This window comes from Rothia endophytica (assembly GCF_928381505.1).
Classification (GTDB): domain Bacteria; phylum Actinomycetota; class Actinomycetes; order Actinomycetales; family Micrococcaceae; genus Rothia; species Rothia endophytica_A.
This window is the reverse complement of sequence record NZ_CAKMSJ010000002.1, coordinates 413773-428103: the sequence shown is the minus strand read 5'-3', so window position 1 is coordinate 428103 and position 14331 is coordinate 413773. Positions and strand designations below refer to the sequence as shown.

General features: G+C 51.4%; 13 protein-coding genes. 4 read left to right on the top strand and 9 right to left on the bottom strand.

Going from position 1 to position 14331, the window contains the following annotated elements:
* Positions 1 to 264: 264 nt before the first annotated feature.
* Genes qcrB through ctaE form a run of 4 tightly spaced genes read right to left on the bottom strand, consistent with a single transcriptional unit; the run spans position 265 to position 4556 of the window.
* Positions 265 to 1929: a cytochrome bc1 complex cytochrome b subunit gene (gene qcrB, locus L6990_RS03880; protein ID WP_237202745.1), complete on the bottom strand. Its 1665-nt coding sequence runs from the start codon at positions 1927 to 1929 to the stop codon at positions 265 to 267.
* On the bottom strand, positions 1929 to 3020 hold the full coding sequence (gene qcrA / locus L6990_RS03875) for a cytochrome bc1 complex Rieske iron-sulfur subunit (RefSeq protein ID WP_237202744.1): 1092 nt from the start codon (positions 3018 to 3020) through the stop codon (positions 1929 to 1931). The genes qcrB and qcrA overlap by 1 nt, the downstream gene beginning before the upstream one ends.
* Positions 3021 to 3069: 49 nt before the next feature.
* Positions 3070 to 3864, bottom strand: coding sequence for a cytochrome bc1 complex diheme cytochrome c subunit (gene qcrC, locus L6990_RS03870; RefSeq protein ID WP_237202743.1), 795 nt, complete (start codon positions 3862 to 3864; stop codon positions 3070 to 3072).
* Positions 3865 to 3917: 53 nt separating this feature from the next.
* Complete coding sequence (gene ctaE / locus L6990_RS03865) at positions 3918 to 4556, bottom strand: aa3-type cytochrome oxidase subunit III (protein WP_237202742.1); 639 nt, start codon at positions 4554 to 4556, stop codon at positions 3918 to 3920.
* A 202-nt stretch (positions 4557 to 4758) separates the two neighbouring features.
* Here ctaE and trpD point away from each other — a divergent pair, with 202 nt between their 5' ends.
* On the top strand, positions 4759 to 5805 hold the full coding sequence (gene trpD / locus L6990_RS03860; protein WP_237202741.1) for an anthranilate phosphoribosyltransferase: 1047 nt from the start codon (positions 4759 to 4761) through the stop codon (positions 5803 to 5805).
* 56 nt (positions 5806 to 5861) lie between these two features.
* Here the strand turns inward: trpD and L6990_RS03855 are convergent, their stop codons facing one another.
* Positions 5862 to 6257, bottom strand: a complete 396-nt coding sequence (locus tag L6990_RS03855) for a DUF3054 domain-containing protein (RefSeq protein ID WP_237202740.1) — start codon at positions 6255 to 6257, stop codon at positions 5862 to 5864.
* Between the two features lie 198 nt (positions 6258 to 6455).
* Between L6990_RS03855 and L6990_RS03850 the strand changes: the two genes are divergently transcribed.
* The 3 genes from L6990_RS03850 (at position 6456) to L6990_RS03840 (ending at position 8476) form a co-directional block, all read left to right on the top strand.
* Positions 6456 to 6905, top strand: coding sequence for an NfeD family protein (locus tag L6990_RS03850; RefSeq protein WP_237202739.1), 450 nt, complete (start codon positions 6456 to 6458; stop codon positions 6903 to 6905).
* Positions 6906 to 6929: 24 nt separating this feature from the next.
* Positions 6930 to 8030, top strand: a complete 1101-nt coding sequence (locus L6990_RS03845) for an SPFH domain-containing protein (protein ID WP_237202738.1) — start codon at positions 6930 to 6932, stop codon at positions 8028 to 8030.
* A 107-nt stretch (positions 8031 to 8137) separates the two neighbouring features.
* Positions 8138 to 8476: an RNA polymerase-binding protein RbpA gene (locus L6990_RS03840; RefSeq protein WP_237202737.1), complete on the top strand. Its 339-nt coding sequence runs from the start codon at positions 8138 to 8140 to the stop codon at positions 8474 to 8476.
* Positions 8477 to 8554: 78 nt separating this feature from the next.
* Here the strand turns inward: L6990_RS03840 and L6990_RS03835 are convergent, their stop codons facing one another.
* The 4 genes from L6990_RS03835 to tatC form a co-directional block, all read right to left on the bottom strand.
* The gene (locus L6990_RS03835) at positions 8555 to 9298 is read right to left on the bottom strand and encodes a polyprenol monophosphomannose synthase (protein ID WP_237202736.1); all 744 of its coding nucleotides are present in this window, start codon (positions 9296 to 9298) and stop codon (positions 8555 to 8557) included.
* A gap of 84 nt (positions 9299 to 9382) precedes the next feature.
* Entirely contained in the window at positions 9383 to 10459 is a 1077-nt protein-coding gene (locus tag L6990_RS03830; RefSeq protein ID WP_237202735.1) for a hypothetical protein, read from the bottom strand.
* A 34-nt stretch (positions 10460 to 10493) separates the two neighbouring features.
* Positions 10494 to 13316, bottom strand: a complete 2823-nt coding sequence (locus tag L6990_RS03825; RefSeq protein WP_237202734.1) for a DEAD/DEAH box helicase — start codon at positions 13314 to 13316, stop codon at positions 10494 to 10496.
* A gap of 103 nt (positions 13317 to 13419) precedes the next feature.
* Positions 13420 to 14277 (bottom strand): twin-arginine translocase subunit TatC, encoded by an 858-nt coding sequence (gene tatC / locus L6990_RS03820; protein WP_237202733.1) that lies wholly within the window; start codon positions 14275 to 14277, stop codon positions 13420 to 13422.
* Between the last annotated feature and the right edge of the window lie 54 nt (positions 14278 to 14331).

Sequence of the window (14331 nt, the reverse complement as noted above, 5' to 3'; positions counted from 1 at the left end):
TCAGGACAGCTCAGGACAGCTCAGGACAGCTCAGGACAGCTCAGGACAGCTCAGGACAGCTCAGGACAGCTCAGGACAGCTCAGGACAGCTCAGGACAGCTCAGGACAGCTCAGGACAGCTCAGGACAGCTCAGGACGAGCCAATCGCCAGTGGGGTATGGTCCTTATCATCAACACGCCCAGTTCCCGCCTAAATAATAAATATTTTAAAACAAATGCGGGGCACCTCCGTGAGGTGCCCCGCATCTAGCTACAACCGCTTATTTACTTTTCAAGAGGAGCTGAAACGCTACCTTCAACAGCGTGGTCGCTGTGGTGATCGTGATGAGCTGCTTCGAGCTCAGCAGGAGTCACAGCTACAACTCGATCTTCAAACCAAATCTTTGAAAGACCAGCTCGAGTTTTCTCGATGGGAGAGATCTTACCCTTCTTGTTCGGCTGAGCCGGGAGGGGAGCGGGCGACTCGAAATCCACGAGAGCGTAACGACGGTATTCATCAACAGGCTTGTGAACTTCAATGAATTCACCGTGGGGCAGCTGCACCACATTACCGGTCTCAATACCGTGAAGAACCAGTTCACGATCCTTACGCTGCAGTGCCAAACATATACGCTGAGTAATGTAGAAGCCGATGAGAGGACCGACCAGAAAGCCTGCGCGCAACGCGTAAGCAACATCGTTCAACGAAACGTGGAAGTGAGTTGCAATAAGGTCTGAGCTCGCTGCAATCATAAGGGTTCCGTAACCGATGATACCTGCAACGCCTACACCAGTGCGGAAAGGAGCGTTTCGAGGACGATCGAGAACGTTATGAACTCGGTTGTCCTTAGTAACCCACCGCTCAATCCAAGGCCAGAAGACCATAGCCATTATGACGCTGCCCGCCATGAGAGCGAAGGGGAGCAGAACGCTCAGCACCCAGGTTCCACCCAAGAATTCAAATTCCCAAGGGAAGGGCCATACACCAGGCCACAAACGCAGTGCACCGTCACCGAACCCTACGTACCAGTCGGGCTGGGTACCCGCCTGAACAGGGGAGGGATCGTAGGGGCCGTAGTTCCACAATGCATTGATAGTAAAGGTTGCACTAAGGAGCGCAATAATACCGAAGACAATGAAGAAGAAGCCGCCGGCTTTAGCTGCATATACGGGCCCAACAGGGAAACCAACCACATTGTTCTCAGTGCGGCCGGGGCCAGGGTACTGAGTGTGCTTGTGGATGACCACCATGAACATGTGAATAGCAACTAGCAGAAGCAAAATTGCGGGGATCACCATGATGTGAAGGCTGTAGAGACGGCTAATGATTGCGGAGCCGGGGAATTCACCACCGAAGAAGAACAGTGAAATGTAGGTACCGATGAGCGGAATCGACTTGAAGATACCGTCGATAATACGAAGGCCGTTACCTGACAAAACGTCATCGGGAAGTGAGTATCCAGTAAAGCCAGCAAGAATACCAACAATCATCAGCGTTGCACCAACAACCCAGTTGAGTTCACGAGGACGGCGGAAGGCGCCGGTGAAGAACACACGCAACATGTGCACGGTCATGGCCATCATGAACATGAGGGCTGCCCAGTGGTGAATCTGGCGCATGAGCAGACCGCCGCGTACATCGAAGGAGATGTCCAGGGCAGATGCATAAGCGCCTGACATGTGTACACCCTTCATGGGGACGTACGAACCATCGTAGGTCACCGAAACCATGGTGGGGTTGAAGAAGAAGGTCAGGAAGGTCCCTGACAAAATCAAGATGACGAGGCTGTACAGAGCAACTTCACCAAACATGAATGACCAGTGATCAGGGAAGATCTTACGGCCAAATTCCTTGACGATGCCAGATACGCCTACGCGCTGATCGACGTAGTGAGCAATGCGCCCTGTTGTTGTCTTAGCTTTGTAATCGGACTGCAGTGAGTGCGACATTATGCTTCACCTGCCATTTCTTTAACGTGCTTTGCGCGTTCCCAGTAACCGGGACCGACAGGCTCGTGGAAGTCGCTCTGAGCGACTAGGTAGCCTTCTGAGTCAACACGGATGGGGAGCTGAGGTAGAGCATGTCCTGCAGGACCAAAGACAACTTCGCATTCATTAGCTGCATCGAAGGTTGACTGATGGCAGGGGCACAGCAGATGATGGGTGCGCTGCTCGTAAAGAGCAATAGGGCAACCAACGTGGGTGCAGACCTTGGAGTAGGCGATGATGCCGTCTACGTTCCAGTCCTCACGGCCTTCTGAGACGTTAAGTTCGCTGGGGTCCAGACGCATCAGCAATACAACTGATTTAGCCTTTTCTTCCAGGTAGCCGTTTTCGTGGCTGAGAGTCGAGAGGGTCTCCGGCAATACATGGTAAGCGGAACCTAGGGTTACATCAGCAGCCTTGATGGGAGTGCCAGAGGGGTCACGGACAAGACGTACGCCTTCGTCCCACATGGTGTATTTGAGCACTGAAGGGTCAGCAGGACCAAGATCACGGAAGAGCGTGACAAAGGTCAGGGGAGCGAGGATAACCGAACCAATGAGGGTATTGCGGAGCAGCGGGCGACGCTTGATACCGGTTTCTTCAATGATGGTTTCCATGATTTCCTGAGCTTCTGCGCGGTCTTCTTCAGAAGTTACCGCGTGACGCTCTTCAACCATTTCGTGGTCAGGCATGAGTGAACGTGCCCAGTGGACGATGCCGATACCGATACCGAACATCGCAAAAGCAACGCCAAGACCCATGAGCAGGTTTTGCAGACGAAGCATCTTGTTAGCTTCGGGGTTCATGACATCGTAGAAGTTGCCGCTGACCTCGATACCGAAGTATCCAACCCAGAACAGCAGGGAGCCAAGTATTGAGATGACGAATAGTAGAACTACCTGTCGCTCAGCACCTTTGGCTTTTTTAGAATCCACATCGGTCAGACGTGGAGCGTGCGGGGGAAGCCCCGGATCGGGGAACCTCTCCTGACTTGCCTCTTGAGAGGTAACTACGGCAGAGGTATGAGCCTTTGCGCCGTCACTATGGTTTCCCATGTGTTGCCTCAAATCTTCCTTGGTACGAAATTTATGTGTGTGCTAAAGCTTATGCAGCTCGTGATGTGAGCCATAGGGTGAATGCAATGACAATCACGAGACCGAGAGTCCAGATCAAAAGACCTTCTGACACAGGGCCAAGTGAGCCAAGAGCAAAACCACCAACAGGTGTATTTACTTCCTGAGACTTCAGGTAAGTAATCACGTCGCGCTTTTCTTCAGGGGTGATGTTTACATCACTGAAAACGGGCATATTCTGAGGCCCAGTTTCCATTGCCTCGTAGATGTGCTTCTCTGAAACGCCCATCAGGGTGGGAGCAAACTTGCCGCGAGTCAGCGCGCCACCAACGCCAGCAGCGTTATGGCACATAGCGCAGTTCGCTAGGAATACCTTGGCACCGTTAGCTGCATCGCCTTTGGATACATCGAGGTATTCGCCCTCAGGGATAGTGGGACCTGCGCCGAGTGAAGCTACATAAGCTGAAAGCTGCATCGTCTGCTCGTCGTTGAACTGTACGGGCTTAAGCTGAGCCTGAACACCCTGCATCTGCATGGGCATACGACCGGTTCCAACCTGGAAATCGACAGCAGCGGCACCAACACCAATAAGTGATGGACCATCAACTGACCCTTCAGCATTAGTTCCGTGACAGGTAGCGCAGTTAGATACAAAAAGCTTTTGGCCTTCTGCGATATCTTCTGCGCTGTAAGAGGTGCTTGTTGCAGCCTGAGCTTCGTTAGTTGCTGTGGCAACTGCATAGAGGCCACCAGAGAGAAGCAGAGCAAGGGCAAGCAACACAAGAGCTGCGAGCGGATGGCGCCGCTTTTGAGAAAGTGCCTTCACGTTGTTTGTTCCTTAGTGTGTGCTAGTTATGGATGATTATTTTAGCGATTGGCTTACTTCAGGAAGTAGACGACGAGGAACAGTACGATCCAGATGACGTCAACGAAGTGCCAGTAGTAAGAAACAACGATTGCTGAAGTTGCTTCGTAATGACCAAAACGCTTGGCAATATACGCACGGCCAATGATCAGCAAGAATGCAATAAGACCGCCGGTCACGTGTAGTGCGTGGAAGCCGGTGGTGATATAGAAAGCTGATCCGTAAGCGCTAGAAGCGATAGTCATGCCCTCTGAAACAAGGTTGGCGTATTCGTAAGCCTGCACAGACACGAAGAACGCACCCATGATGAAGGTAAGAAGGAACCACTCGATCATTCCCCACTGGCGAATGTCGAAGATGGAACCGGTACGGCGTGGCTTCAGCTGCTCAGCTTTGAAGACACCAAACTGACAGGTAACGGAGCTCAATACCAACACGATGGTGTTAGCAAGAGCGAGCGGGACTTCAAGCAACGGAGTGTTCTCGGCCCAGATATCGGGGCGTGAAGCGCGAAGCGTGAAGTACATGGCGAACAGGCCGGCAAAAAACATGAGCTCAGAAGCGAGCCAAACAACGGTGCCTACGGCTACCTGGTTTGGTCGATTGAGAGCCGCATGGGCCGACTTACTTGGAGTATGGGTTGCAGTTGTCACATAGACATTATGTCTGTAAAACTCGCCCTGAACCAATAGGCGAGGCTGTTTGTCGTGGGGTGTGTTGTAAATCCTGCCCAAAACAGCCTATTTGAACACGGTGTTACGCAGTTATGTCACGGAGGCGTGGTGGTCGCAGTTCTTCAGGTCAGTAAACCGGGTCATGGGGGATAGGTGGACATTAAACCCCTAGACTGGGATCATGCTTAATTCAACTGATCTGTCATGGAAATACATCCTAAATCGCTTGACCGCGCAACAAGACCTCACCTCGAGTGAAATCTCTTGGGCTATGGAGAAGATCATGAGCGGATCAACCCCAGAAGCCATTATTGGGGCTTTTCTGGTTGGACTTCATGTTAAGGGTGAAACTCCACAGGAGCTTCAAGCACTGGCTCAAGGCATGATTGAAAAGGCAGAACCCATAGAGGTAACCTCGTCGGCCGTAGACATCGTAGGCACCGGGGGAGACCAGCAAAATACTGTAAATATTTCAACAATGGCCTCGTTGGTTGTTGCTGGCGCTGGTGTTCCTGTCATTAAACATGGCAACAGAGCCTCATCCTCATCGAGCGGTAGCGCTGACGTACTCGAAGCTTTAGGTGTTAACCTCAATATGAGCATTAAGGATGTTGCTCAAGCTGTATCTGAAGTTGGAATCACTTTTCTATTTGCTCAGATATTCCACCCCTCCATGAAGCATGTCGCACCCACGCGCAGGACATTAGGGGTCCCCACCGCATTTAATTACCTGGGGCCCATGACCAATCCTGCACAGGTTAGGTCTTCAGCTATCGGTGTTGCTGATCAAGAGATGGCAGAACGAATCGCTGAAGTCTTTGCTTCAAGAGGAGACCATGCCCTCATACTGCGAGGCTCCGATGGGCTGGATGAAATAACAATCACCGGCCCGTCATATGTATGGGAAACCCTTGACGGAGGATTCACCAGGTATGAGCTTAATCCAGAGGATTATGGTTTTAAGCTGGGATCACTAGATGACTTACGGGGCGGAGATGCGAACCATAACGCTCAGGTAGTACGTGAGACTTTACAGGGGGTCACGGGGCCAATTTTAGACGCCGTGCTATTAAACGCGGCAGCGGCAATTACTGCCTTCCGTCCAGTCGATAACTTAAGCTTCAACCAGCGTTTTATCGAAGGACTCGTAACAGCAAAGGAAGCCGTAGAGAGCGGCAAGGCTCTGCAAACACTTGAAAAATGGGTCTCGTATAGCACCGATAAGTAGTGCCAATAGGCTGAGCGAAAAAAGGGGGTTCTACACCTGTGCAGAACTCCCTTTTGCTATGCCTGGTGCCGTCTCGTGCGCCAAATGAGGAAAAGTATGAGCCGCCATCCAAACAAGAACAGAAAAAGTGTTAGGGCAGAAACGATCACAAACGCTGTTGCAGCCGTGTCACCAAAGCTGATCCGTAGAGAGATACCGACAACCAGGGTAATACTCCAGGCAATTATTGCCTCGGCCAGCAAGGGGAGATCCCGCCGCATATTGACAGCCCAGATAAGAATGTGAGCAGAAAGAGCAGATACCAGGAAGGGCGCCGAGGCTCTAGGAAGGTTACTTAAATCCTCACCATGGCTTATCAAGCCGATTGCAATAAAGAGTGAGACCAAAACTAAGTCGATACACAAACGCACAAACTGATGAGGTAGCTGCTGAGCAGTATTTGATATAGGCATACTTATTACTCTAGTCCACTGAAGTTTTTGGTACGTGAGGGGAGCGTTCAAAACGTTACTTTACATAATGTATATTATCGGCGTTTTAATTCAGTCTAGAAATAGCAATATATCGTCTGAACTACGGCCGTAATCGTAGGCTCTTTCCATCAAGTTCATAGAGAATAGTAGTATCCCTAATCTTCACAGGAGGTACACATGATCGAATGGTTCTCGAACAACCTGTGGGCTCTGTGGCTGGCCATCGCAATTATTCTCTGCATCATCGAAATCTTGATGTTGGACTTCGTGTTCCTCATGATGGCTGTTGCTGCTCTTGCTACCGCCGGTAGCTCTGTTTGGGTCGATTCCATTGTGGCTCAGGTAGTCATTTTTGCAGCTGTTAGCATCGCCCTTTTGCTCGGGCTAAGGCCGCCACTCATCAAGAAATTTCATCAAAGTTCACCAGATACTCCGATGAACGCTGATGGTTTGGTTGGACAGACCGCTTTAGTGACTGAAACAGTAACGTCAACAGCCGGTTTAGCGACGCTTGCCGGTGACACCTGGACCGCTAGGCCCTCAAGCCCCGAAATGGTCCTGCCCACTGGCACTAACGCCCGGGTTACGGCCATCAAAGGCGCCACAGCCTATCTGACAGCCCTCTAACCCCCATTTTGGAAGGAAATCCCCATGTCAACCATTAATTTAACGGTTGCAATCATACTGGTTGCCCTTATCATCCTGGTGATTACCGTCTTGCTCAAAGCGGTACGTATCATCCCCCAGGCTCGCGCTGGCATCGTTGAACGTTTGGGTAAGTACCACACAACACTAAACCCCGGCTTCCACGTGACAGTTCCATTTGTTGACCGAGTACTCCCCCTCATCGATTTGCGTGAGCAGGTTGTCTCTTTCCCAGCCCAATCTGTGATTACTGAAGATAACCTGGTCGTTGGTATTGATACTGTCGTCTACTTTCAGGTGACTGATCCCAAAGCAGCAACCTATGAAATCACCAACTACATTCACGCTGTGGATGAGCTCACCAGCGCTACTCTCCGTAACGTCGTGGGTGGGCTGAACCTCGAAGAAACCCTCACTTCACGAGACAAAATTAACACCGAACTTCGCGGAGTGCTTGATACTACGACCGGACGTTGGGGCATCCGCGTTTCCCGCGTTGATATTAAAGAAATTCAGCCTCCACATTCCATTCAGGATTCCATGGAGAAGCAGATGCGCGCTGAACGAGATCGCCGTGCGGCCATCCTTACTGCCGAAGGTCAGAAGCAGTCACAGATCCTAACTGCAGAGGGCGATTCTCGTGCAGCCATTCTGCGTGCTGAGGGTGAAAAGCAGTCACAGATCTTAACCGCAGAGGGTGACGCTAAATCTGCTATTCTTCGTGCAGACGGTGAAGCGCAGGCCATTCAAAAGGTCTTCCATGCCATTCACTCATCTAACCCCAGCCAGAAACTGCTGACTTACCAGTACCTACAGACTCTGCCTAAGCTTGCTGAGGGCGATGCTAATAAGCTGTGGTTCATCCCCACCGAACTCGGCGACGCTCTGCGCGGCATCGGAAATGCTTTCACCCCCGGCAACGTAGGCCCAGATGTAGATGAGCAGACTGACGAATCAGCACCGGTCTCCCCCATCGTTGATACACCCGTTGTTCGGATTACTGAAGAGGATCTCAACCCTAATCTGGATAAGCTAGATTCAGGTATTGAAATACCTACTGATGCTGCAACAGAAACGACTAGCGCTATCAATGATTCAACTCGCTAAAACCGCTCACGCGGCTATAATTAGAGTTTGGTCTTGAACGGGAATAAACCCGTGCTGCATACGCGTTATGCACTTCAGACATACAGTCATCTTTTTGGAGGAAAATAATGAGCGATCGCAGCCTTCGCGGAATGCGTCTTGGTTCTCAGTCAATGGAAACCGAATCTGGCGTTGAGCCGGCACCTCGCCAGCGCGTGGAGTACCGCACTGAAGATGGCGAACGTCTATTTGTCACCTTCGCTCAAGAAGCTGAAATTCCGGCAACATGGCCCGCTAAGTCAGGCAAGGAAGCCTTCCTTGTCTCTGGGGAAGGCAAGGTTGAGGAAAACAACGAAAAGCCAGTGCGTACTCACTGGGATATGCTTCTGGAACGCCGGAGTGTCGAAGAACTTGAAGAGACTCTGCAGCAGCGTCTAGATATCTACCGTGAGCGTCACGCCATCTAAAATCGGTTGTTTTATAAGTTTGAAGCCCCTCGCCTAACAGGTGAGGGGCTTCAAACTTTCATGGAGAAACTAAACGGCTTACTTTTTCAGGTCTGAGATTTTGCTCTTCGCCCCTTCAAAACGAGAGGAAAGACCCCAGCGGGTCACCTTGCTCATGGAGTCGAAAATGATATTGCCGTCCATCTTGGAGCTACCGATTTCTCGCTCAATAAAGGTAATCGGAACTTCCACAACCTTTAGACTGGCTTGTTCTGAACGCCAAGCCAAATCTACCTGGAATACGTAGCCCTTTGAGTCGATACCGTCAAGGTTGAGACGCTGCAAGGCTTCTCGGGTGTAAGCACGGTAGCCGGCAGTGATGTCTTTAATTTTGGTGCCCAGAATAAGGCGGGTGTAGAGGTTAGCCCCACGTGAAAGAAGCAGACGATGCGCTGGCCAGTTCTTGGTCTTACCGCCGGGAACGTACCTTGACCCAATTGCTAGATCGGCTCCGTTCTCGATTGCGCGCAGTAGCAAGGGAAGTTGCTCGGGTTGGTGTGAACAGTCCGCGTCCATTTCTACTAGGACGTCGTACCCCTCAGTCAAGCCCCAGTCAAAGCCTGCTAGATAGGCTCCACCCAAACCGTCCTTGGTGGTACGGTGCAGCACATGAATCTGTGAATCTGAGGTAGCCATGTCATCAGCAAGCTTGCCTGTTCCATCGGGGCTATTGTCATCGACGACGAGAATATCGCAGTCAGGGACAGCAGCACGGAGCCTTTCTACCACACGCGGAAGGTTTTCCTTCTCGTTGTAGGTAGGAATGATCGTCAAGACTCGCATAGTTCTCCTTGGTTAGTCCCTTTGGGCGGGCTGCACGGTTTCATCAACCAACTTCTCATTATATAGTTACCGTCGAGCTTTACATTAATCCTTATGTGACTCAGCCGGACCTATGTTTTTAAGAGCTTTACCGTCTAGATAAACAGATGCTAGGACTGGGCGGTCAACATCAGGCGATAAAGCTGGCAGCAGTGGTGTTCTGGCCCTGGGGTCGGTACTCCAGGCTGAGATACGCGAGTCCGGAGTTTGCACCATCAGCTCAGTCACATTCCACAGGGCAAAGTTAGCCGGAGCACCCGGTACAAGTTGACCTGCCAAGGGTGAAGATACACCATTGGCGCGTTGAAAGCCGCGGGTCAGTGCCTGGAAAGCCGCACGGGCGGAGATTGCCTGATGTTCAGGGGCATTGACAGCATCGCTCACTAAGTCCCAGCCAAATGCCTCAGTCTTAGTCAAAGGATCAGATCCGAGGGTAACAGCGGCACCACTCGATAGAGCTCTCGAGAGGCTATCGCCTGCCGAAGCGTAATCTGATGAAAAGCCCAAAGTCACATGGAGGGACCGTGCTACGTCGATGAGGTCATCATCGAGAGAAAAGAGGCCATCCAGACGCGGGGTAATTCGCAGACGGTCGAGAGGTTCGAGAGCTGAAACTTTGTCCAGGAATACTCTGACAGAGCTGCTGGTAGTGAAAGCCCCTGAAACGATGAGTTGATGCTCCACCGCTACAGGCAGCAGGGACAGGCGGTTCAGAGAATCCTCAGTGAAATACACACCTTTGATATTGGTCGGCAGCTCTGCGGGGTTGAGTAGTGCTTCTGCCGAAAGATAGGTGTGAACCCTAAGCTCCGAACCAGTAGCATCCTCGTTCAGAAAATCGTGCCTACTAAAGAGGTTCACTTCCCCGTAGCCCTGTGACCGGCAAACAGATAAAAGCGCCTTGGCATCTTCTACCGATGTTACGGACGCTGCAGCCAACGAAAAGGTAGGAACGACAAGTGCTCCCCCTAATTCGATGCTTTGCATGCTTTCATCAAGAATTGAACGGGCTCCAGCGTCCTGCCCAACCCATTCAACCGCGCCCTCGTTCATGACCAGGGCTGTGGCAAAGGGGTCAACGGGGCTATAGACAGAGCCATCTAAAAATACGTGAGCAGCCATAAGGCCCTCCTTTCAAAGAATATTGTAGAAATACTTAAATCTGGTCTGCGATAACACCGCGTCGTAAGAGATCGATGGCAGCTTCACACTGTGTACGAAGGCCGGGTTCAGCCGTTGAAACGTGAGCTATTTGGTCCAGCGAGTCAATAACCTGTTTAGTCCAACGCACAAAATCACCCGCGGCTAGGTCCGTGCCATCAATAGCCGAAGCTAATGACTGCCCACGAGCCCACTTATAGATCGGCCACACCATGCCAAAGTCAGGTGCAGAGGTCTGAGGCAGGCGATGAAGTTTCTCAGCATCGGTCAGCTTGCTCCAGTGCTTCACCACCTTCATCAAGGCAGGCTCCAGCTCTCTGGTGGGATACTTCCGCAGAATGTTCTGCTCATCCCTCTTAGCCTCAAAGACCATCACCGAAACAGCGGCAGCCGTTGCTGCGGGGTCCAGTTCATCCATAAAGCCATCTGCCAGGCAAAGAGCTGTTAACAGATCCTTGTCGCCATAGATGCGGCGCAAGGTACTCCCCTGCTGAGTAAGCTGGCGGCTGCTCTGCTCAGTCACCTCAACATAGTCATAGGCAGTTAGAAGAGTCGTGATACGCTCAAAAATCTGGGAAATAGTGTTGGTACGGCGCTCTATTTGCTGGCGCAGACCAGCGGTATCACGCGATAATTTATACCAGCGTTCAGCCCACCTGGCATGATGCTCACGGTCTGAACAGCCATGACAGGGGTGCTGCCTCAGCTGTTTTCTCAGATTTTCAAGCCGGGCAGTCTCACTGTCTTCTCGCTCCGTAAAGTATCGCTTTTGAGATTTCTCGCGAGCAGGCAACCCCTGGTACAGTGCCTCCCGCATCCGCGACGCCATATCCCTACGATCTTTGGCTGTCTTCCCAGTGAACTTTTTAGAGACCTTGATTTTTGAGATAGGCAGAATGGGGCCTTCAAGGTCACGAGAGTCCAGCCTGCGTAAATGAGCGTCCATCGTAAGGATAGATGGCTTAGGGTCATCAAAAGACTCAGCACGTGCCAGCACCACTGCAGGGCCACTGTTGCGCCCGCGAGGAATCTCGATAATATCTCCGGGCATCAGATCAAGCAGTGAAGCACGGGCCTGGGACTGCCGCAACCTATTGCTGCCTTTTTCAAGCTTTTTCTCTAAGTCTTTCAGGTCCCTACGGATGCTGGCGTACTCTGTAAAATCACCCAGGTGGCAGGTCATTGCCTCCTCGAAACCGGCTAAAGTACTCTCATTCTTTCTGACCCGCTGGGCAATTCCCACTACAGATTTATCAGCCTGGAACTGGGCAAAGGATGACTCCAGAATCTTCTTGGTACGTTCAGCACCAAACTGAGCCAACAAATTTGCACTCATATTATAGGTTGGCTTGAAAGAAGAATTCAGTGGGTAGGTTCGCTTGGAGGCTAGACCTGCAACCTGTTGCGGCTCCAGCCCGGGGCGCCACATCACCACTGCATGGCCTTCAATATCGATCCCCCGGCGCCCCGCTCGGCCAGTCAGCTGAGTGTACTCACCTGGGGTTATATCGACGTGGGTATCGCCATTGAACTTAGTCAATTTTTCCAGTACCACTGAACGAGCTGGCATATTGATGCCCAGGGCAAGGGTTTCGGTAGCGAAAACCATACGTACCAGACCCTCAGAAAACAGCGTTTCAACTACCTCTTTAAAGACCGGCAAAAGGCCAGCATGATGAGCAGCAATACCTCGAGTTAGCCCCTCACGCCACTCATAGAACCCCAGTACCGCAAGATCTTTGATGTCCAAGGACGCTGTCGCCTCGGCAACATAGGCGCGGATAGTCTGCGCTTCAGCATCAGTGGTAAGCCGAACATCGGCATCGATGCACTGGGTTACCGCGGCGTCACACCCCACCCTGGAAAAAATAAAGCAGATCCCGGGTAAAAGACCGTTCTTATCCAGAGTGGCAATCATCTCCGGCCGGCTCACTCTAGAACCTCTTGCAGGAGTAGATAAGCCAATGTCGCGCTCGCGACTACGGTGGTATTCCTGAGTACGACTTCGTTTGCCCCGCCCCATGCGTGAGAAGGACTTTTCCTGCCGGGCTCGGGAAGGGCGTCCGCGCCCAATCCTTAGTAGCTCAGGGTTTACCTCGGGCATGTCGGAGGATTCTGCAGCGTCCTGAACGGTTGTGTCACCCTCAAAGAGATCGAGCAGAGACTTGCCCACCATCACGTGCTGCCACAGGGGAACCGGCCGGTGCTCAGAAACAATAATGTCAGTCTGCCCGCGCACTGTATCGAGCCAAGCACCAAACTCTTCGGCATTAGAAATAGTCGCAGAAAGAGCAATTACTGAAATAGGTTCAGGAAGGTGGATGATGATTTCTTCCCACACAGCACCACGGGAACGGTCAGCCAGGTAGTGCACCTCGTCCATGACAACGTAGCCAAGATTATTCAAGGTGGTTGACTCCGCATAAATCATGTTGCGAAGCACTTCAGTTGTCATAACAACAACGGGAGCCTCAGAATTGATGGAAGTGTCCCCTGTCAGCAGACCGATATATTCGCTGCCGTAAACTTCGACTAAATCGTTGTATTTCTGGTTGCTAAGAGCCTTGATGGGGGTGGTATAGAAAGCTTTTCTACCCTGTTTCAAAGCGAGATGGATGGCAAATTCCCCAACGATTGTTTTACCAGCACCGGTGGGAGCCGCTACGAGGACTCCCCTACCTTGTTCAACAGATGAGCAGGCCTCACGCTGAAACGGGTCTAGCGAAAAATTGAGGGTCTGCTCAAAAACTGAGAGTTCAGTCTTTGAATACTCATTGCGTTTTTTTGCTTCAAGATATTGTTCAGCGTAACTTGCCATACATCCATCCTAGTCTTCAGCTGTAGCCTCTCCCCCTGTTTCCTCCTCACCGCGAACAAAGTAAACCCCAGTACCGGGTCGTACTGGGGTAAATGGCAACGCTTTATAAACGGTTGGTATTGCCCATATGCTGAAGGTCATCAAAACTGGTAGCTTGGTCCAACTCGTCCGGGCTGAGCCCGCCAGCAAGTTTTGCTTGCTTTTTGGCCCGACGTTTGTCGTTCCAAAGACAGATCAGAACTGCAACAAAGAAGAAAATGAGTAGAGGAGCCATGAGGTAGAACATGGTCATAATATCGGTGCCGGGAGCAGCCATCGCAGCGAGGAAGGCCACGAGCACAACGACCCAGCGCCACGATTTCTTGATGGTCTTACCGCTCAAAAGACCCATGAAGTTGAGTCCGAACAGAAGGACAGGGAGCACGAAAGCGATGCCGAAGACCAGCATGAATTTGACGACGAATCCAATATAGACGTCAGCTGCAACGATATTATCCGTGCCCTCTGGGTTGAACATTAGTAGGGTGCGAATAGCTGTAGGCAGACAAATCCAGGCTAGCCAGATACCGAAGAAAAACATCGGAACCGCGGTGAACACAAAGCTGAGGGCGTATATTTTTTCTCTCTTATACAAAGCTGGAGTGATGAATGCCCACAGCTGATACAGCCATACTGGGCAGGCCAAGACTAGCCCTATGTAGAGTGAAATCCTGACTAACAGGTCGAAGGGTGAAGCTACAGAAGCATAGTTGAGAGTAGCGTTACGGCCCGCTTGTTCATTGATTGCGGTGAAGGGTTCACTGATGGCCTGAATGAAAGGGTCATAAAGGAAAAAACCTGCGATGGCACACACAAGAGTTGCAAGGGCAGCTTTGATGAGCCGGTTGCGAAATTCACGAAAGTGTTCACCCAAAGCCATTGTTGCTTGGGGGTTATTCTTTCGGCTGTTTGGTTTAGCCATGCCTACCTTTTATTAGCGGTGTACATAGAGCCCCAGAGCCCCGCGCTCCTCTAC

Excerpts from the sequence above, each read along its gene's own strand:
- qcrB (WP_237202745.1), bottom strand. The coding sequence starts at position 1,929 with ATGTCGCACTCACTGCAGTCCGATTACAAAGCTAAGACAACAACAGGG.
- qcrA (WP_237202744.1), bottom strand. The coding sequence starts at position 3,020 with ATGGGAAACCATAGTGACGGCGCAAAGGCTCATACCTCTGCCGTAGTT.
- trpD (WP_237202741.1), top strand. The coding sequence starts at position 4,759 with ATGCTTAATTCAACTGATCTGTCATGGAAATACATCCTAAATCGCTTG.
- L6990_RS03855 (WP_237202740.1), bottom strand. The coding sequence starts at position 6,257 with ATGCCTATATCAAATACTGCTCAGCAGCTACCTCATCAGTTTGTGCGT.
- L6990_RS03850 (WP_237202739.1), top strand. The coding sequence starts at position 6,456 with ATGATCGAATGGTTCTCGAACAACCTGTGGGCTCTGTGGCTGGCCATC.
- L6990_RS03845 (WP_237202738.1), top strand. The coding sequence starts at position 6,930 with ATGTCAACCATTAATTTAACGGTTGCAATCATACTGGTTGCCCTTATC.
- L6990_RS03840 (WP_237202737.1), top strand. The coding sequence starts at position 8,138 with ATGAGCGATCGCAGCCTTCGCGGAATGCGTCTTGGTTCTCAGTCAATG.
- L6990_RS03835 (WP_237202736.1), bottom strand. The coding sequence starts at position 9,298 with ATGCGAGTCTTGACGATCATTCCTACCTACAACGAGAAGGAAAACCTT.
- L6990_RS03830 (WP_237202735.1), bottom strand. The coding sequence starts at position 10,459 with ATGGCTGCTCACGTATTTTTAGATGGCTCTGTCTATAGCCCCGTTGAC.
- L6990_RS03825 (WP_237202734.1), bottom strand. The coding sequence starts at position 13,316 with ATGGCAAGTTACGCTGAACAATATCTTGAAGCAAAAAAACGCAATGAG.
- tatC (WP_237202733.1), bottom strand. The coding sequence starts at position 14,277 with ATGGCTAAACCAAACAGCCGAAAGAATAACCCCCAAGCAACAATGGCT.